This is a genomic window from Streptococcus mitis SK1080, from assembly GCF_000220085.1.
GTDB lineage: Bacteria > Bacillota > Bacilli > Lactobacillales > Streptococcaceae > Streptococcus > Streptococcus mitis_K.
This window is the reverse complement of sequence record NZ_AFQV01000023.1, coordinates 277,239-296,008: the sequence shown is the minus strand read 5'-3', so window position 1 is coordinate 296,008 and position 18,770 is coordinate 277,239. Positions and strand designations below refer to the sequence as shown.

Here is an 18,770-nt window from a genome sequence, read left to right as displayed (position 1 = left end):
TTCTATTTCAAATTTTCTTTAACAACTTTAAGTTGTTGTTTAATACTCACATCAATTGTCTTGTGATTGGCAAAAATGACAAAACCACCAATAAGACTTTCATCGATTTGTTCTTTTACACTCCTTACTTTCAGAGACATTTTTTTCTCAATCAAAGGGAGCAAACGACTCTTTTGTTCATCAGTTAGAGGATGAGCAGAAGTAATCGTGACTTCAAATCGATTTGTTTCTTTTTCAAGTCGGTCCAAGCAATCTACAAGCACATCATAAAAAAGATTTGCTCTGTGATTGTAAGCCAGAACCTGGATCAAGTTTTGCAATAAAGGTGACACAGAGTCTTGGAAGAAAGCAATTGTTTTTTCCTTATCAGACTCGTCTACTGCCACTTTTTTTAAAAAAGAAGGTAAACCTGTTTCTTCAGCAACTTGCTTGATTTGAGTCAAGTCTGAAAAGATACGGTCTTCTTCTCCTTTTTCAAGTACCAATTGGACAAAAGGCATGCTGTATTTTTCAATTACCTTTACTGTTTTCTTGTCCATTAAGCTTCTCCTAGCTGATCGATATACTGATCAATGAGTTCTTTATGGGCATGACCGTCAAGGTTTTGTGAGATGATTTTACCAGCTAAGCTGATAGTCAAATCTGCTACCTCACCCTTAACGCTTTGTAAAGCTTCAGCTTTGTTTTGAGCAATTTCTTGGTTTGCTTTTTCTTTTAAGCGTCCTGCTTCTAGTTTAGCATCTGCTAAAATACTAGCCTTACTTTTCTCAGCTGTTTCTTTCGCATTCTCAATGATTGTCTTAGCTTCTTTACGGCTACCAGCCAATTCATCTTCGCGTTTTTGAGCCAATACTTCTGCTTTTTGACGTGCTTCTTCAGCTCTGTCAATATCTGAAGCAATTTTTTCAGCTCTTTCTTCGAAAATGCCTGTAATATTAGACCATGCAAATTTTTTAATCAAGACTAGCAAAAGGATAAAAGAGCCAGCGATTAAAATAAAATTACCAATTAATTCACCTACTGTTACGTGCATCAGTTACTCCTTTCTACTCTTCATCATTAATTTTATTTCCTAGGTACATAGAGGATAATAGTGTAAAGACATAGGCCTGTACACAAGAAATGAACACGGAAAATGCAGTCCAAACTAAGTTTGTCCCAAATGCGATTGGATACCAAAAAATAGCCTGATGTGAAAGTAAGAGAAGCAAGCTTGTCATTACTTCACCTGCAAAGATATTCCCAAAAATCCGCAAAGCAAGAGAAAGGAAATTCGTGACTTCTTCAAGTAGATTCATCGGTGTCATAAATGCAGGAGTTACAAAACCTTTTAGGTATTGTTTAATCCCACGACGACGAATCCCCTCAATGTGCGCCATCACAATAATACAGAAAGACAAGACAAGGTCAAATGAAAGATTTGCAGTTGGCGATGTCCAAAGGTTTGTCCCATCTGTTGTTTGAAGTTTAGCCATCAAACCAAGATTATTGGCGATGACCATAAAAAGAAATAAGCATAAGTAAAAGAGTGAGTAATCTTTCATGTAGTGGGAACCAAGGTTAGGTTCTGTAAATCCAATTACAAAATCATAGAGATACTCTAGTACATTTTGTTTACCTTTGGGTTTCAAGGTCATATTACGACTTGCCCAATAGATAAATGCAAAAATCAGAAACACAGACAGCAAAGTCAAGGCTGTCAAAGTTAAATCAAAGGTAACAGGACCAATATTGATGGTTGGATTGATACTTTCTTCCATCTAACATTCTCCCTTCTCCAATTTATATTTCGTTATTTAATAATAAATGAGAAGACAAGAGTTACGAAGAAAGTTCCTTCAATAAAGGCAACCCCTAAAAACATCAAGCTACGAAACTCAGCGATAATATCTGGTTGGCGAGCTACTGATTTCAACAAACCATTCATCAATAACCCTTCACCAAGAGATACACCCATACAGGCAAGACATAGACCAAAAAATGTTAAATTCATGATGAATTCTCCTTTTAATTAAAATTTACTTACTTAGTTTAGTCCTAAAAATTGGATTTGTCAACTTTTTACCAACATTGAAAGCGTTTAATGGAAATTATTTACAATTTTACTATTTTTGAGCTCATTATATAGAAAAAATTGGAAAAAACTTGTAATAAATCCGACCATTATCTAGGTCTTTCTGAAAAATAATGAAAAAATCCGAGATGAAATCTCGGACGAAATTGATATATTTTCTTTACTTCTTTTCTTTTAGTGAGCAGGATTAAAGGGAAAACAACTAGAAATCTTTCATATCCTGCTTGCTTATTAAGCACGAACTGTGACGCTGGTTCCATCTTCTTTATAGAGATTGATGAGTCCTTCTTTTAATGCACGAACCATGTCTCCTGCTTGAACAGGTTGAGGCACCTTAATAGTCAAGAGTTCCATTGGATTTGGGGCGCGGTCGATTTTATTGCCTTTGGCATCGTGCAAATCTTCGATATACGTTTCAAAATGACGGAAACCTGGACCATAAAACTCAACTTGATCGCCTTCGTTGATGACATTCCGTTGACGAATGGTTGCCGTTTGAGTCGCATCATCATAAGAAACCACTTCAGCGACAAACTTATACTCAGGAATTTTACGACGCGCACCAAACAACTGCTCATTTTCAGATGGTGTACCGTAGTAGAAACCTGTTGCCAATTCACGTTGGGCAACCTTCCACATCTCGTCCACCAAGTCTTGTTTGATAGATTCAAACTTTTCAGGACTTTCAAGATAAGCATCCACAGCTGCCTTATAGCAGTTGGTTACTGTTGATACATAGTGAATAGACTTCATACGTCCTTCGATTTTTAGACTGTCCACACCATTTTCAATCATATCTGGGATATGGTCAATCATAGACATGTCAACGGCTGACATCGAAAATTCTTCTGGAATTTCACCTTTCAAGCTCTTGCGTTCTTGACCAAATGGCATATCGTAAAGGTCGTATTTCCAACGGCAAGATTGAGAGCAACCACCACGGTTAGCATCACGCATACTCATGTGGTTTGAAAGAGTACAACGACCAGAGTAAGAAATACACATGGCTCCGTGAACAAAGGCTTCAATCTCAACATCTGTACGTTTGCGGATTTCTGCCAATTCTTCCATTGAAACCTCACGCGCCAAAACGACACGAGTCAAGCCCAGTTCTTTCCAGAACTCAAGGGTTTCATAGTTAGTGGCACTTGCTTGAGTGGAAAGATGGATTTCAAGACCAGGCGCTTCAGTCGCTGCAATCATAATCAAGGCTGGGTCAGACACGATAACTGCAGCGATTCCGATATCACGTAGTTTACGGAACCACTCACCAGCACCAGCTTCATTTCCTTCGTGCATAACCATATTGGCAGCTACATAGACTTTGGCACCGTACTTGGCAGCAAACTGGACGCCTTCTTCCATCTGTTCAAAGGTAAAGTTACCTGCACGGCTACGAAGACCATAGGCCTGACCACCGATAAAGACAGCATCTGCTCCATATTGAACAGCTACTTTTAACTTCTCTAAAGTCCCTGCAGGTGATAAAACCTCAGGACGTTTTAATGTTTTTGTCATGTTTTCTCCTATTTGCAATATAAAAGTTTGACGTTTTTCCTTCTCATTTTATAGTAAATAAGCGATAAAATCAAGCCTAGACAGATTGTTTTGACAATTCTAATCTTTTAGACTTTAGATAACAGAGTTCTAAAAGCTTTTACTTATAGCAAACTTCTCACATCATCATCTCGTGAAAAATTTATACTCAATAAAAATCAAAGAGCAAACAAGGTAGCTAGGCGTACAGCAAGGAGAAGCTAAAAATATCCTCCGATACACTACTTTCATCTAGCATATCGGAGGATTAGCTCTTATAACAATTTTCCTATTATGGAACACCTACAATCTGGCAACCATAATTAACTATCTTAAACCATTAAAAGCAAGTAAGCATCTGAGGGATTTGCACCTTCTATACTCTATTCTCACTTTTGATAAACTAAGAGCGAAAAATTTAGCTTCTAGTCTTCTTTTCTTTTGGCTACATAAAGAGTAAGCAAGATTCCACTTCCTAAAAGAATTGAAATGACATCTGTTTGGCTTCCAGTATTCGGTAACATTCCAGAAGTTCCATAATCTGAGATTTGAGTATTTGGCTCAGATGTTACTGGAACTGCGTTTGGAATCTCTACAGTGTCAGAGGTATGTGAATCAAGTACAGTTTGATTATTTGTACTTGGGATGCCTGTTTCTGGTGCACCTGTTCCTGGCTTCCCTGTATTTGGAGTAACTGCTCCTGGAGTGTCTGGTGTTCCGGTTTCTGGCGTTCCCGTATTTGGAGTACTTGAACCCGGAGTGTTTGGTTTGCCGGTTTCTGGTTTCGGATTCGGTTTTGATTCCGGCTTAACCGGTTTGTCTGATGGTGGTGTAATTCTTCCTGATTCTGGTTTCGGTTGTTCTGGTGGTGTTGTTCCAGTATTTCCTGGTTGTACAGGGGTTGGATTCACAGCACAATTACATGTTCCATCCTTACCATCACGTCCATCTTTTCCGTCTTTACCATTTTTCACTACAATTTCTTGTTTTGTTCCATCTGGATTTGTGATGACAATTGTATGACTTCCATCTGCATTCTCTTTCGTTTCAATTGTAGGAGATTTACCGTCTTGGCCATTTTTCACTACAATCTCACGTTTTGATCCATCTGGGTTGGTAATAATAATTGTATGGCTTCCATCAGAGTTTTCTCTTGTTTCAATTATCGCTGATTTACCATCAATACCATTACGACCGTCACGGCCATCTACTCCGTTATAGATATCTTCCTCACTAATCAAAGTATCTCCAGCAGTATAGGTCAAAGTATTATCATTATCGTAATAAACTGTAATATGAACGCCAATTGGCTCCGTTGCTGGTTGAGTAGTTGCACGATCTTCATCCACACTTCTTGCTCTTCTAGCGCTTCGAGGTTGTGCAGGATAAATTGGTTTTAGTTCAATTCTTGGAGAACGTCCATCTTTTCCGTTTTCTCCATTTTTAACCGTTGTTGCAATTGGTTCTTTACCATCTGGTTGAGTAATTGAAATTGTATGACTTCCATCTGTATTTGTCACTACACTTACTTCTGGTGTAAAGCCGTCTTTTCCGTCACGGCCGGCTACTCCAGTTTCACCTTTTTCACCTTTTGCTCCCTTGATATTTCCTGCTGGTTTCCATTCTCCATCTTTCTTAACAAGTACATCTCCTGTTGTTGTATTGATGAATGTGTCCCCATCTTTACCATCTTGAGCTGTTGGTGTACTTGTGCCATTTAGGATATCTTTTCCGTCTCTGCCGTTTTGTCCTGGTAAACCTTGAGCTCCATCTTGCCCACGTTCACCTTGAATACCTTGGTCACCCTTGTCACCTTTTGGACCAGCTACTCCAGTTTCACCTTTTTCACCTTTTGGTCCGGCTGCTCCGTCTTGTCCATCTTTAATCACGGATGTGCCTAGAACTGTATCTGTTCCTTCGTCAAACTGATTATTGGCATTCTTGTCACTATAGAACGTTAGTGTCGTTTCTTTCTTAGTTTCATCACGATCTACTTTAACTTTTGGAGTCTCACCATCTTTACCATTCTTAATAACGGTTGATACTGGTTGTCCACCTGGTTGTGAAATAGTAATTGTATGCGTTCCATCATTGTTTTCTGCCACAGTTACAGTTGGTGTAGCCGGCGTTAAGTCTACAACATCTATAGTGATGTCTTTGGTAATTGATTTAGTTTTACCTGCATTTGTCACCGTTACTGGAATATCAAATGCTCCAGCTACTGTCGGTGTTCCAGAGATGGTTTTAGCAGTTTCATCATATGTTACACCATTTGGAAGTTTTGTTGTATCAACAGTAAGTGTAACTCCATCTGGAACTGTGAACGTAATTGGTCGAAGACTTGTTTTTCCTAGTGCAATCATTTGACGATCATTTTTAATGTCTAACGATACTGGATCATCTACTACCGTTACAGTGATAATCTCTTCCGCACTACCTTTACCTAATGTTTCAGAATCTAATGTTGCTTTTAAACGAACTTTATAGACACCTAGCTTGGTTGGAGTTCCACTAATTGTACGATTTGCACTGTCATAATGCAGACCAGAAGTTGATTCAAGATAAGAATCTAAGTCTGTTTCTGGTAAATCCACACTTAAATAACGAGCACCTAAATCTGAATGTTCACTGTGAGAAACCACCATATTTTTAATCGTTTCACCCAGACGAATCGTTTGCTCTTTTTCTGTAACATTAATACTTACCGGAAGTGGGCGAACATTAATTTTAATATGTCCCCCATCTACTGGAGATTCTGCCATTTCTGGGAAAGTAGCTCTATATGGAATTAAGTATTCTCCCACTTTAGATGGTGTGCCAGAAATAGTCCTTGTAGCTGAATCATAGGTAACTCCTGGCGGTAATTGACTTGTATCAACTTCTAATCTTGCTTTACTGTCAGAAGGAGTTAAAACTACATTGTCTATAGCAGTTAGAACAGTCTTCTCTTGTTCCTTATTCTCAACTCCAACACTTAAATCACGTGATGTTACATTAATCGTTAATGTTGCACTTGCTGTTGAATTTCCACTAATAGTTGGACTTGTCGCTGTGAATGTTGCTGTATACGTTCCGACTTTTGTAGGAGTTCCCAAAACAGTTTTCGTCGCAGCATCATAATTTACACCTGGAGGTAGTGAGCCTGAAGTTATCGATAACACCGCTCCATCTGCTTGTAGATTAATCGGTGGCAGTTCATCTAAAGCTTTTACTGTTTTTGTATTATCAGGAATTGAAAAGTCTAAAGGAACACTTTTTACTGTAATATTGACATACGCATAGGCATATTGGTTATTTCCCGATTTGTCAGTTCTGTATACATAAGCATATGTTTGGAAGGTCCCTACTTGAGTCGGTGTTCCTGTTATAGTTTTGTTATCCGCAGACCAATTTAAACCATTTGGTAAACTGCCGCCTGTGTAACTTACTGTCGCATTTTTAGGAATTTTAAGAGTAATCGGTGGTATCGCTTCACCTGCTGTAAATGTGTAACTAGCTTCTGGAACATTGAAGTTTCCTGGAGTTACGGTCAAATCGACTACTTTAGTAATGGAAGCCCCATCTTTAGTAGCAGTAACTGGAATCACATAATGCCCTTCATATAATCCAGTACCTGATAATGTTTTGCTATTGCTATCATACAAAACACCATCTGGCAGTGTTCCTACTGTAACTGTAGCTCCTTCAGTTGCTGTTACAAGCATATCTGCAAATTTAGTTCCTTCTGAAACTGTTTGCTTATCATTCGTTACAGATAAAGTTAAATCAGAAACTGGTGGAGGGGTAACTGTATAGGTAAAGCTTGTCTTAATCTGACGACTTTGACCTTCATTATTGATATAAGTAGCGGTTACAATCGCTGTTTGTGGTGCATCTGTATGTTTTAAAGCATAACCTGTTAGACCTGTATTGTCAGCATTAGGACTTAGGTAGAGATAGCCTCCATCAGCCTCAACTGATAGACTCGTAATCTTACTACCATTTGTCATCGAAACAGGAATAGTTGGGATAGCTTGTCCTTCTTGCCAGCTTTGATTGGAAATAGGATTTAACCCATCCATCACTTCAAACTTATAGGTACGAGCTGGGACATTGGCTCCAAAGTGTCCATCCTTTGCTGTAGCCGTAATAGTATGGACACCCGCAGTCAAGGTATGACCATTTTGTTTGATAATCTTAAACTTGGTCGGATCCTCAGTATCTGGAACAATCTCGACCCCATCCGGTTTACTATCAACCGTTAAAGTCGCATTTGCTTTATTCAATACCAAGTTTCCTAGATTCTGTTCCTTATCCGAGATAGGCACAGCTACCGGAATTGGATTCGTTACACGGTACAGCTTATCCGCATCAAACATAACATCAGCATTGGTTAAAGTATGATTTCCAGCATAAGTATTACCATCTCTTGGAGTGTTTCCATCTGGTGTTGTTTGTGATACTTCCCTAGTAACAATATTTAAGTGATGATTGGTTACTCGACCAAGATTATCCGTCACTTGAAAATCAAGAAAATAGGTTCCAGCTTTGGCTGGCAGATTTTTGAAGTTTAAACGATAGGGTGATATTTTCTCGTAATAATAGCCAGTAAGGTCGGAACTTACACCAGTATTATTCGTTAACACATCACGTCTGCCATTACTAGTATAGACAAATACATTATCTGCTGTTGCGGGTCCATCTTTTATAAACTCGACCTTAACACCTGGACTAGCTCCGGTTTGCTCCAGTTTAGTGATGGTTACAGGTGCAGTATTACCTACAATATTATATTCAGTTCTACTACCTGGTAAAGACAACCAAAGGTTAGACGTATACTGAGGACTATCTGGAGTCGCATCCGCTATTGTTTGTGCTTTGTTAGGAGAATTTAAAAAATAACCAAATGGAGTCACTGTCATATAAGCTGTATGGCTAGCTTCATCGTAGTCAACAGAATTTCTCTCTTTCCCCTGACCATAAGCATCAACCAGCTTATAAGTAGGTGGTTCTTCTATCGTTAGATTAGCTGTGATCCTAGTGTAGGGATCTGCTTTGGACTGAACTCCGATCGTATAGGTTCCACTTTGAATCGTATTATCCAAGGTGACAGTCTTGGTCAGATACCGTTCATCTCTACCACCGTCATTAAATACAAACCCTAACCGTTTCGCATCGGGGGTTAGTTCAATTTCATTAGGCTCGATATTTGTCAAGCCCACCTTATATTTCAATTCTACTGTAGAACCATCTTTTTTAAATTTGTAATTGCGGTCAGCACGAGTCCTTTCATCCCCAAAATACCGCTCCAAGGTCATATACGGATAGTTCATATATGGAACACCTTCAGCAGGCTTGACTGTAACTGTTGTCGTATAGGTTTGATTGTTATAAGTGAAGCCAACATTGTAAGTACCAGGCTCTACCGTAGTTGGAACATTTCCAGATAGGGCGAGAATCCAGTCACTATTCCCTGAAGGATTCGTAGTCGATTTTTCTATAATCTTTAAACCTAATTTTTGAGCATCTTCATTCAAAGTTGAACCGCGTTCAACACTATTATATAGACTAGAATTAGAATTATAGTATGGTGCAAGATTGGTAGAAATATCAAACTCGACTTTAGGTGCAGTTGTTGCTCCGTAGGAGTAAACCGTTTTTGACCCTGTTGTCGGAATTAGCACAGCTGGTTGACTCGTCGTCTCTGCATCCAACATATAACTAAGATTTCCTGAATGCCCCATCTTTTTGAGTTGGTTCCAGACTGCCTCAATAGCGTCTGCTAGATTGGTCCGAGCTGTTTCAAAGGCTGCATTTGAAGCATCTATTGACTTGAAAGAAGTTCTGGCCTCTGTTAGAAGTTGGTTGGAGCGACGCAAGGCTTCTTCGATGGCAGCTTTTTGATTGGAGTCTGTTAGACCGCTCAGGTATTTTTCGGCTTCCTTCGTTACTACTTCTGCTTCAGTGATTGTTGTTCCCAACTGGTCCTTGTCAGGATTTGTAACCTCTTCCTTTTCCTCCAGTTTCGTCAGAGGAGCCTCTACTAACGGTTTTTTATCGGATTCTTTATGAACAGTCTCTGCCACTTCTTTTGGCAGCATTTCTGGCTGGACTTTTGGATCCTTTTCTGTAGAAACTGCTTTTTCTGAATTTGAAATGCTTGTTTCAACTGACGGTTGAGTTACAACTGGTTTTTCTGCCGATGGATCTGACTCAGGTCTAGGAACAACTTGATTTTTATCAGTGTCTACAGTAGCTGCTTCTACCTTTGGTTGAGCTACTTCAGCATCTGGGTCGTTTTGCTTTTCCGTATGGACACCTATCACTTCACTGGCGCGTACGACTGGCGCATTGGCTACAGCACCAATAAAGAATTGCCCAATCAAAACAGATGCCACACCGACACTGAATTTCCTAATGGCAAACTTTTGACGTTTTTCAAATTTCACTTCTACTCTCCCTTATTATTTTTTTGAGTTCTTTTATCAAACAATAATAAACATATACTAAATCATAAGCAATTGTGTATATTATAGCCTGTTTTACTATTTTAATACTTTCTGAATATAAATCAACAGATATCCACTGTTTTCTTTCACAGCAAAAGTAGAAATAACCACTAATAATAAATTTATCACAAAATAAAATACACAAAAATAATAACTATTCATTTTATTAAGTATTTGTTCTTGCTATACGCATATTTACCCCCCCCATGAAATATTGGGAGTTCTTTGTGAAATACAACATTTTTAGTACAAATTTCAATTTCTAGATTCAGAGATAGACAAAGTCCACTTCACAATTATTGTAGGGTGAAAGTTCTGCTATTTTCCATTTACTGAGTAGCAACTTCATTTCACGCTTGATAGTAAACAAAAAGACTCCATAAAATCTGAAATGGATCTTAGCCACTACAGATTTTATGGAGTTTTATTATCTTAATGCTGTTAAATCAAGGATTCTTAGCCTAAGTTACTCTTATCTATTATTCCCACTCAACTGTTGCAGGTGGTTTACTTGTGATATCGTAGACGATACGGTTAACATGATCCACTTCGTTTACGATACGTACTGAGATTTTTTGAAGGACATCCCAAGGAATCTTTGCAAAGTCAGCTGTCATACCATCAATAGAGGTGATGGCACGGATTGCAATTGTGTAGTCATACGTACGACCGTCACCCATAACACCAACTGAACGAACGCCTGTGTTAACAGTGAAGTATTGCCAGATATCGCGGTCAAGACCAGCTTTGGCAATTTCTTCACGAAGGATAGCATCTGATTCACGAACAGTTTCTAGCTTCTCTTCAGTAATTTCACCCATGACACGGATAGCAAGGCCTGGTCCTGGGAATGGTTGGCGCCATACGATGTGGTCTGGCATACCAAGCTCCGTACCAAGGGCACGAACTTCGTCTTTATAGAGAGTGTTGAGTGGTTCGATCAATTCAAACTGCATGTCTTCTGGAAGACCACCCACGTTATGGTGTGACTTGATAGTTTGAGCTGTATCCGTACCAGACTCGATAACATCTGTATAAAGAGTTCCTTGAGCAAGGAATTTCACATCTTTGAGCTTGCTTGCTTCGTCATCGAATACATAGACAAACTCGTTACCGATGATTTTACGTTTTTGTTCAGGGTCAGAAACGCCAGCAAGTTTGTCAAGGAAACGTTTAGCAGCGTCTGCTTTGACGATATTCAAACCAAACTTACCACCAAGCATGTCCATAACTTGGTCCGCTTCTCCTTTACGAAGAAGACCGTGGTCTACGAAGATACAGATCAATTGATCGCCAATCGCTTTTTGGAGAAGAACTCCAACAACTGAAGAGTCAACACCACCTGATAGACCAAGAAGGACACGTTTATCACCGACGGTTTCACGAATTTTTTGGATCTGCATATCAATGAAGTTATCCATTGACCAATCGCCTTTAGCCTTACAAATGTTAAGGGCAAAGTTACGAAGGATATCATTTCCGTATATAGAATGGCGAACTTCAGGGTGGAATTGGATACCGTAAATGTGTTTATCTGGGTTTTCAATGGCTGCATAAGGGCAGTCAGCTGATGTTCCAGTACGAACAAAGTCAGCAGGAATTTCAGTAACCGCATCACCATGGCTCATCAAAACAGTCTGTTCATCAGGTGTTGATTCAAAAAGCGCTGATGGTGTGTGAGTTAGGGTTGATTGACCGTATTCACGATTCCCAGCGTCACCTGCAGGGACAACTTTTCCTCCAAGTTTATGGGTCAATAACTGCATACCATAACAAATTCCCAAAATAGGAATTCCGAGTTCGAAGATTTCTGGGTCAATATCAAATGAACCATCTTCGTATACAGAGTTTGGACCACCTGATAGGATAATTCCTACAGGATTGATTTCACGAACTTCAGCAGCTGAAATTTTATGGCTCTTTAGTTCTGAAAAAACGCCAATCTCACGGATACGGCGTGAAATCAGCTGGTTATATTGGCTACCATAGTCCAGCACGATGATTTTTTCTACATCTTGCAAATCAGTTGATATGTTGCTCATCTTTTTCCTTTCTCAAAAGAAATATCTTTTTCCAATATTCTATCACAAATAAGGCCGAATTACCAACTAATACTCAATGAAAATCAAAGAGCAAACTAGGAAGCTAGCCGCAGGCTGTACTTGAGTACGGTAAGGCGACGCTGACGTGGTTTGAAGAGATTTTCGAAGAGTATAAACAAGGCGAAGTTTGACTTTTTCTAGTTTATTGGGGTACAATAGAGAAAAGATAGAAATGAAGTGAAAAATATGCTACCTGCTTATATGAAAATCCATGATCAGATTAAAAAGGATATTGACGAACATCGTTGGGCCATTGGTGAGAGACTTCCCAGTGAACGAGATTTAGCAGAGCAGTTTGCAGTCAGTCGCATGACCCTTCGCCAAGCTGTATCTCTATTAGTCGAAGAAGGCGTTTTAGAGCGCCGTGTAGGAAGTGGCACCTTTGTATCCAGTACACGTGTACAAGAAAAGATGAGAGGGACAACCAGTTTTACTGAAATTGTTAAGTCCCAAGGTAAAGTACCCTCTAGCCAACTCATTTCCTACAGAAAAACCATTCCCAATGAGCAGGAAGTTGCTAAACTAGGAATTTCTCCTACCGAGAATATTATCCGAATGGAGCGGGTTCGCTATGCGGATCAAGTTCCTCTGGTTTATGAAGTTGCTTCTATTCCTGAAAAATTCATTAAGGACTTTAAAAAAGAAGAAATCACCAGTCATTTCTTCCAAACCTTGCAAAAACACGGCTACCGCATCGGTAAATCACAGCAGACTATTTATGCTCGCCTCGCTAAAGAAAAAATTGCCCACTATTTGGAAGTTGAAAAAGGACATGCTATTCTTGGTTTGACTCAGGTTTCCTACCTAGAGGATGGTACTGCTTTTGAATACGTAAAAAGTCAGTATGTAGGCGAACGTTTTGAATTTTATCTTGAAAACAATTAGATTACTACCCAAAAACTCTCTGTCACGGACAAAGAGTCTTTTTTATTTTTCTAAGAGTAAATCTTTCAACGAAATCAGAGTTACAGCAAACAATATCATTGCCATACCAAGAAAATCAATGGGATAAAATTGTTCATTCATGATTAAGAAGGCAAAGAAAACCGCCGATATTGGCTCAATTGAAGCCAACAAGCTTGACTTGACCGGTCCTATCAGACTGGCTCCTTTAAGGAAAGCTGTATAGGCAAAGACAGTTCCGATAAGAATAATACCCGCAAAAGCAAGGAGAAAATCAAGACTAGTCGGTATATTGGCCTCTAGAACCCCTGTAAAAGGAAGGGCGACCAAACCTGCTATGACCATTCCCACACCAATGACCAAACTGCTCCCCCACTTCTTAATCAAGGCTATGGGCAAAATGATATACATGGCGTAAGTCAGAGCAGAAAAGAGCCCCCAGAACAGACCTGCAGGTGTCATAGATAACTGGTCTAACTGCCCATGAGTGGCGATCAGGAAGGTTCCTCCAATGGCTAATATGATAGAAACAATCTCTCCCAGTGTTGGCGCCACCTTATCCTTGATACAGCTATAAATCAAAATCCCGACAGGACAAACATACTGAAGCACTGTTGCGGTTCCTGCATTGGTCTCCTGAATAGCGGTTAGATAGGCAAATTGGTTGAGAAATAGACCAATTAGAGCAAAAAGAAGAAGAGGCAGCAAACTCTTTCTATCCTTTAAAAAGGTCAGCATTTTATCCTTTGCAGTAGCATAAGCCAAGAGCATAAGAATCCCACCGGCGATTAAAAGACGCAAGTTGGTCAAGACCAAAGCCGAAATTCCGTGTGCCATCAGGTATTGACCACTCGTTCCTGACAAGCCCCAAGCAATCCCAGCCACAACTGTTAATAAAGTCCCTTTTAAACTGTTTGACATGTCTCTCCTTACTCTTCTTTACGAATCAAGTCCATCACTTGATTGCGGTCTATAATCCATTGAGCCCTCTCATCCTTTTCATAGGTACGATTCGATAGGAAAATAGCCGCTTCTTGCTTCTGACGATTCCACATGATAAAGGTACCTGTATAGCCCGTATGGTCTAGCCAATCTCCCTCCAAATTCCATGCCAAAGAACGTTCCTTATCATCCAAAGGAGAAAAATTTTGACTCAAATCTCTTGCAAAATCATCTGCTAAATAGTGTTCTAAAAAGATTTGTAAATCCTTTACAGTCGAAAACAAACCAGCACTACCTGCATGTCTGCCCAGGAGGCGAGCCTTGGGATCATGTACCAGACCTGCCTCTACACCTCTAACTGTTGGAACAGCAAGCTCAACAGGCCCAAACTGGGTTTCCGTCATTCCCCACGGTTTCCAAACTTGCTCCTGTAAAATCACATCCAAATCTTGATTAAAGATTCTTTCCAAAATAAAACCCAACAGCAAAAAATGGACATCCGAATAAAGAAAGGCTGGTTGACTTCGTCTCTTGAGATGAAACATCGCTTCCTTTAATTCAGAAGCTGTTAAAAGATCACGATTGGGAATAAACGGATCAAGATCTGTTGTGTGAGTCAAGAGCTGGCGAATAGTGATGTCTGGATAATCACTTTCAGGTAAAAAATCGGTTACTGGTCTGTCAATATCTAATTGACCTTTTTCCCACAAGAAGGTAAAAACGGTACCAACCCCAACAACCTTGCTGACACTAGCTAGGTCATAAACAAGTCCTGCCTCTGTCTGCAAGCCATGCTCTGGGTCCCTCTGGCCTAAATAGACCTCCGTCCATTGATTGTCCTTAAAATATGCAAAAGAGGCTCCGGGATAAATCCCTGCCTCGATTTGTTCTTCTATTTTTTTAATAATCTTGGTCCGCTTCATACTTCTTCAAACCACAATTCAACATTATTTCTATCTTTACCAAGGAAGAATTTTTCAGACTTAGGAATAAAATATTCGGTAGACTCAAATTTCTGGCGAAGACTTGCTATATCTAGTTCATTGACCAAGAACTTGAGCATAGATAAGTCCCAAGTAACCGTATTATCCACAGTCAAATCCTGCCCCTTAGTTGGGATAAAATCAAGTGATTCTCCAACTTCAGATAGTTTCAAGAAACTTTCAATATCCGTTGGAAGGTGTATTTCCATAGAAATCTCAAATTTACTTAAAGAAATTGATTCCAAATCTGTTTGAAATTCAGGCTTTTCTCCTACTTCTACTAGACTTGCTCTATCATCTTCCGCATGAATCAAAATCAAATCATCTTCTGGCGAGTAAATTTCAAAAGCGTAGCCATTTTGCCCCTTATATAATCGATGAATCGAATCTGTTTTAGATAAGAGTCCTTCGATTTCCAAGGGATTTTCCACCTTGACAATCAATCTAGCTAGTTTTTTTCTTCCCTCTACCTTACGAGTACGCATGCTTGGTGCTTCTTCTAAAACCAGCTTTTCAAGACCTGTTTGGTCGCCTAGTGACAGAAAGGCTGACTCCTCTAACAAGGCCTTCATTCCAAGGGTCTCAATATAAAATGTTTCATTTAATTTTCTATTATTAACTTTTAAAGTAGGAATAATCCGTACAATCTGATTTACATTCATAAATTCCTCCGTCACTTTTTATTTTATAGGATTTTAGAATTTTTTACAAGATATTATGCTCAAATTTACCAATTTTTCGTAAAAATTCCATCTAAAAAAACCGAGGAAATCCTCGGTTTCAATTTCTTATAGGTAAAGGAATTTGAAGATAGCTACTGCCGCAATTGCTGCTGCGATAGGTGCTACTACTGGTACCCAAGAATACCACCATTTTGAATCACCTTTGTGCTCACCAAGAACTGATTTTGGAAGGAAAGCATGAAGGAGACGTGGTCCCAAGTCACGGGCTGGGTTCAAGGCAGGTCCTGTAGGTCCACCAAGTGATGTTACCAAAGCCATAACAAGGAAACCAAGTGCCAAGTGAGCTACTGAAAGTCCTGAAGCAGTATGTGGTGCTACTTGGGCTTTGATTGCTAAATCAGAAAAGTCAACATTTTGACCTGCTTGACTAGCCATTTGTTTCATGTATTGAAGCACTTCAGAACCAAAGAAGTTTTTAGTCATACCAAGGGCTGCGAAGAAAAGAACAAATGAACCAACAAACTCGTTTACAAAACCATTAACAGTTGCTGCAAAACGTGATTCTTTTGTACCATTATCCAAACTTGAAATTGTTGAGAAAGTACCCAAAATGTTGTTTGGATTTTCAGTTTTCAAGTAGTATGGGCGGTGTGTTGCCACAACCAAGGCTTGACCAAAGATAGCACCCAAAACTTGTGCAATGATATAAGGCGCAACTTGTGCCCAAGGGAAGAGACCGCTGATTGCAAGTCCAAGAGTGAAGGCTGGGTTGATGTGGTTTCCAGATACGTTACCAAACATTAATGCTGGGATCATAACCCCCATACCATAACCAACAGCGATAACGATCCAGCCACTTTGGTGACCTTTCGTACCTTTAAGTTCAACGTTGGCAACTGCACCATTTCCAAGAATGATCAAAATAGCAGTTCCCAAAAATTCAGTGGCATATTTAATTGCCCATGTGAAATCCATTTGATAGATTCTCCTTAAAATTTTTTAGACAATCCTTATTCTATCAATTTTTATATCTTTTAGCAACAGGTTTTCTAAAAGATTAATTGGGAAAACGCTTTTATTCAGGAAATTTAAAAAGACTTAACAAATAAAGTTTGTTAAGTCTTCATATCCTATTATTGACGTTGTCCGAAATCTGTAATCATCTGCTCCATTTCTTGTCGACTAGGTGTTGTCAGCATATAAAGGTAATCTCCTTGAAGTTCTGCGAAGGCAGCTGGCATGATTTTTTTAACCTTGAACTGCTGGCTATATTTGTCAAGCAAGTCCTCTTCTGAATAAACATAGTGAGCATTTGTACGACGGGATGTAGCTAAACAATACTGAGCTTCAAATTCTGACGCTGGGAACTCTTCTCCTGCGACTATAGCCGCATAGCCACGATAGAGGTCCAAGGAATGGGCAAAATTATAAACATCAATGGTAAAACCACCTGCAGGGCGGTTATTATACTCGATGGCGATGTAATCGTCCCCTTCACGGAAGAACTCGATATGGAAGAAACGTTCTTTCATATCAAATTCCTTGACAATCGCTTCCCCATACTTGCGCAGTTTAGAATCCATATCCTTGAGCACATAGTAGGAATTGTCCATCTTGTAAATCATGAGATCAAGTGGTGTATAGGCGTAGTCAAAGGTCGTTGAAAAGACGATTTTACCATCCTTGTCCACTAGACCATCAAAGGTACAGATTTCACTAGACGTGACAAATTTCTCAAAGAAATAAACAGTTGAATGGTCCCACTCAGTCTTGAAGTGATTGATATCGTCCTCTGTATCAAGCTTAAAGGTGGCGACTGCTCCCACTCCATTGTCAGGTTTGGCAATCATTGGAAGGCCGATTTCATTCACAGCTTGATCAACATCTGCTTCCGTCTTGATAACAGCTCCAGGTACCACAGGGACACCTGCTTTTTTGAAGAGCTTCTTCATTTCAGACTTAAATTTCGTCTTTTTGAGATCCTCTGGTTTGGCACCAAAGACATTGAATTGCTCACGAAGACTTGCATCTAACTCAAGCCAGTACTCATTATGAGACTCAATTCGGTCAATTGGACCATGTTTATAGAAAAGGAAAGCAACTGCACGTTTGACTTCGTCTATGTTCTCAAGATTATCAACACGGAAATACTCGGTCAGGCTATTGCGTAAAGGTTCATCCAATTGCTCGTAAGGTTCTTGCCCAATTCCCAAGACTGTGATGCCTTTATTGGCTAGTTCAATGGTAAACTGTTGAAAGTTTTGCGGATAGTAGGGAGAAATAACAAGGTAATTCATAGGTAACTCCTTTTATAGATACAGGTGTCCAAGGAAATAAGGCATCTGTTTGCGCCACCATTCCCAGTCGTGAGTGACATCATGTCCCCATTCAGCAAACCAGGCTGGAATTTGTTTCTGGTCAAAGGCTTCTTTAAGCTTGTAGAAAGATGGTAGACCATCTTGTTCCCAGGCACCAAGCCCCGTACACAGCACAATCTCTGCCTGACGATAACGGTCAATAAACCAGCCGTCGTTCTGGTTCCAGATATAATCTACTGGCGAGTTTTGGTAAATGGCATCGTCATTGTAGTAATCACCGACAAAGAAACGTGCGTCGTAAACACCACTGAGAGCAATCACCTTGGTAAAGACATCTGGATGTTGGAGGAAAAAGTTAACAGCATGGTAAGCGCCCATGGAGCAACCTGTCGTCATCATACCGTCAAACCAACCTGTCTTATGCTTAATAAAAGGAATGGCCTCCTCAATCACATAGCGTTCGTAGGCACGGTGCATCTCTGCTTGGTCGTGACCATTTTTCCAAGTGGCCAGCCAGCTCTCACTATCCACACTGGATAGAGTAAAGAACTGGACACGGCCTTCCTCGATAAAGGAAGCACAGGCATCAATCATGCCAAAATCATAGTATTCATTGTGACTACCACCTGATGAAGCAAAGACCACAACTGGCATCCCAGCATGTCCATAACGGTTGAGATACATTTCACGGTTGAGATGACCACTCCAGTGGCTAAGGTTTTCAATATGCATTGGCTTTCT

Annotated in this window: 14 protein-coding genes; 1 reads left to right on the top strand and 13 read right to left on the bottom strand. The window is 39.7% G+C overall.

The window, feature by feature from the left end; translation table 11 throughout:
• Positions 1–2: 2 nt before the first annotated feature.
• From HMPREF9957_RS10675 to guaA, 7 genes are all read right to left on the bottom strand, one after another.
• On the bottom strand, positions 3–539 hold the full coding sequence (locus tag HMPREF9957_RS10675; RefSeq protein ID WP_000359033.1) for a F0F1 ATP synthase subunit delta: 537 nt from the start codon (positions 537–539) through the stop codon (positions 3–5).
• Positions 539–1,033, bottom strand: coding sequence for a F0F1 ATP synthase subunit B (gene atpF / locus HMPREF9957_RS10670; RefSeq protein WP_000558549.1), 495 nt, complete (start codon positions 1,031–1,033; stop codon positions 539–541). Before atpF ends, HMPREF9957_RS10675 begins: the two co-directional genes overlap by 1 nt.
• A gap of 13 nt (positions 1,034–1,046) precedes the next feature.
• Positions 1,047–1,760 (bottom strand): F0F1 ATP synthase subunit A, encoded by a 714-nt coding sequence (gene atpB / locus HMPREF9957_RS10665; protein WP_000392863.1) that lies wholly within the window; start codon positions 1,758–1,760, stop codon positions 1,047–1,049.
• 32 nt (positions 1,761–1,792) lie between these two features.
• The gene (locus HMPREF9957_RS10660) at positions 1,793–1,993 is read right to left on the bottom strand and encodes a F0F1 ATP synthase subunit C (RefSeq protein ID WP_001054557.1); all 201 of its coding nucleotides are present in this window, start codon (positions 1,991–1,993) and stop codon (positions 1,793–1,795) included.
• Positions 1,994–2,305: 312 nt separating this feature from the next.
• Positions 2,306–3,592: a peptidase U32 family protein gene (locus HMPREF9957_RS10655; RefSeq protein ID WP_000169104.1), complete on the bottom strand. Its 1,287-nt coding sequence runs from the start codon at positions 3,590–3,592 to the stop codon at positions 2,306–2,308.
• A gap of 443 nt (positions 3,593–4,035) precedes the next feature.
• Positions 4,036–10,038 carry a collagen-flanked surface repeat-containing protein gene (locus tag HMPREF9957_RS10650; RefSeq protein ID WP_004242573.1) on the bottom strand — a complete coding sequence of 2,001 codons (6,003 nt, stop codon included), beginning with the start codon at positions 10,036–10,038 and terminating at the stop codon, positions 4,036–4,038.
• 539 nt (positions 10,039–10,577) lie between these two features.
• Positions 10,578–12,140 carry a glutamine-hydrolyzing GMP synthase gene (gene guaA / locus HMPREF9957_RS10645; RefSeq protein ID WP_000065709.1) on the bottom strand — a complete coding sequence of 521 codons (1,563 nt, stop codon included), beginning with the start codon at positions 12,138–12,140 and terminating at the stop codon, positions 10,578–10,580.
• Between the two features lie 246 nt (positions 12,141–12,386).
• Here guaA and HMPREF9957_RS10640 point away from each other — a divergent pair, with 246 nt between their 5' ends.
• Positions 12,387–13,085 (top strand): GntR family transcriptional regulator, encoded by a 699-nt coding sequence (locus HMPREF9957_RS10640; RefSeq protein ID WP_000936191.1) that lies wholly within the window; start codon positions 12,387–12,389, stop codon positions 13,083–13,085.
• A gap of 42 nt (positions 13,086–13,127) precedes the next feature.
• Here HMPREF9957_RS10640 and HMPREF9957_RS10635 read toward each other — a convergent pair whose 3' ends face one another.
• From HMPREF9957_RS10635 to HMPREF9957_RS10610, 6 genes are all read right to left on the bottom strand, one after another.
• Complete coding sequence (locus tag HMPREF9957_RS10635) at positions 13,128–14,024, bottom strand: DMT family transporter (protein WP_000071687.1); 897 nt, start codon at positions 14,022–14,024, stop codon at positions 13,128–13,130.
• A gap of 8 nt (positions 14,025–14,032) precedes the next feature.
• Positions 14,033–14,968 (bottom strand): serine hydrolase domain-containing protein, encoded by a 936-nt coding sequence (locus HMPREF9957_RS10630; RefSeq protein WP_000831501.1) that lies wholly within the window; start codon positions 14,966–14,968, stop codon positions 14,033–14,035.
• Entirely contained in the window at positions 14,965–15,690 is a 726-nt protein-coding gene (locus HMPREF9957_RS10625; RefSeq protein WP_001102231.1) for a CppA family protein, read from the bottom strand. Before HMPREF9957_RS10625 ends, HMPREF9957_RS10630 begins: the two co-directional genes overlap by 4 nt.
• Before the next feature lie 126 nt (positions 15,691–15,816).
• A complete protein-coding gene (gla, locus tag HMPREF9957_RS10620; RefSeq protein ID WP_000348101.1) occupies positions 15,817–16,686 on the bottom strand; it encodes an aquaglyceroporin Gla in 870 nt (289 codons plus the stop codon).
• A 158-nt stretch (positions 16,687–16,844) separates the two neighbouring features.
• A complete protein-coding gene (locus HMPREF9957_RS10615; RefSeq protein WP_001108611.1) occupies positions 16,845–18,008 on the bottom strand; it encodes an ATP-grasp domain-containing protein in 1,164 nt (387 codons plus the stop codon).
• Positions 18,009–18,020: 12 nt separating this feature from the next.
• The gene (locus tag HMPREF9957_RS10610) at positions 18,021–18,761 is read right to left on the bottom strand and encodes an esterase family protein (protein ID WP_000546808.1); all 741 of its coding nucleotides are present in this window, start codon (positions 18,759–18,761) and stop codon (positions 18,021–18,023) included.
• Positions 18,762–18,770: the final 9 nt, after the last annotated feature.

Excerpts from the sequence above, each read along its gene's own strand:
- HMPREF9957_RS10675 (WP_000359033.1), bottom strand. The coding sequence starts at position 539 with ATGGACAAGAAAACAGTAAAGGTAATTGAAAAATACAGCATGCCTTTT.
- atpF (WP_000558549.1), bottom strand. The coding sequence starts at position 1,033 with ATGCACGTAACAGTAGGTGAATTAATTGGTAATTTTATTTTAATCGCT.
- atpB (WP_000392863.1), bottom strand. The coding sequence starts at position 1,760 with ATGGAAGAAAGTATCAATCCAACCATCAATATTGGTCCTGTTACCTTT.
- HMPREF9957_RS10660 (WP_001054557.1), bottom strand. The coding sequence starts at position 1,993 with ATGAATTTAACATTTTTTGGTCTATGTCTTGCCTGTATGGGTGTATCT.
- HMPREF9957_RS10655 (WP_000169104.1), bottom strand. The coding sequence starts at position 3,592 with ATGACAAAAACATTAAAACGTCCTGAGGTTTTATCACCTGCAGGGACT.
- guaA (WP_000065709.1), bottom strand. The coding sequence starts at position 12,140 with ATGAGCAACATATCAACTGATTTGCAAGATGTAGAAAAAATCATCGTG.
- HMPREF9957_RS10640 (WP_000936191.1), top strand. The coding sequence starts at position 12,387 with ATGCTACCTGCTTATATGAAAATCCATGATCAGATTAAAAAGGATATT.
- HMPREF9957_RS10635 (WP_000071687.1), bottom strand. The coding sequence starts at position 14,024 with ATGTCAAACAGTTTAAAAGGGACTTTATTAACAGTTGTGGCTGGGATT.
- HMPREF9957_RS10630 (WP_000831501.1), bottom strand. The coding sequence starts at position 14,968 with ATGAAGCGGACCAAGATTATTAAAAAAATAGAAGAACAAATCGAGGCA.
- HMPREF9957_RS10625 (WP_001102231.1), bottom strand. The coding sequence starts at position 15,690 with ATGAATGTAAATCAGATTGTACGGATTATTCCTACTTTAAAAGTTAAT.
- gla (WP_000348101.1), bottom strand. The coding sequence starts at position 16,686 with ATGGATTTCACATGGGCAATTAAATATGCCACTGAATTTTTGGGAACT.
- HMPREF9957_RS10615 (WP_001108611.1), bottom strand. The coding sequence starts at position 18,008 with ATGAATTACCTTGTTATTTCTCCCTACTATCCGCAAAACTTTCAACAG.
- HMPREF9957_RS10610 (WP_000546808.1), bottom strand. The coding sequence starts at position 18,761 with ATGCATATTGAAAACCTTAGCCACTGGAGTGGTCATCTCAACCGTGAA.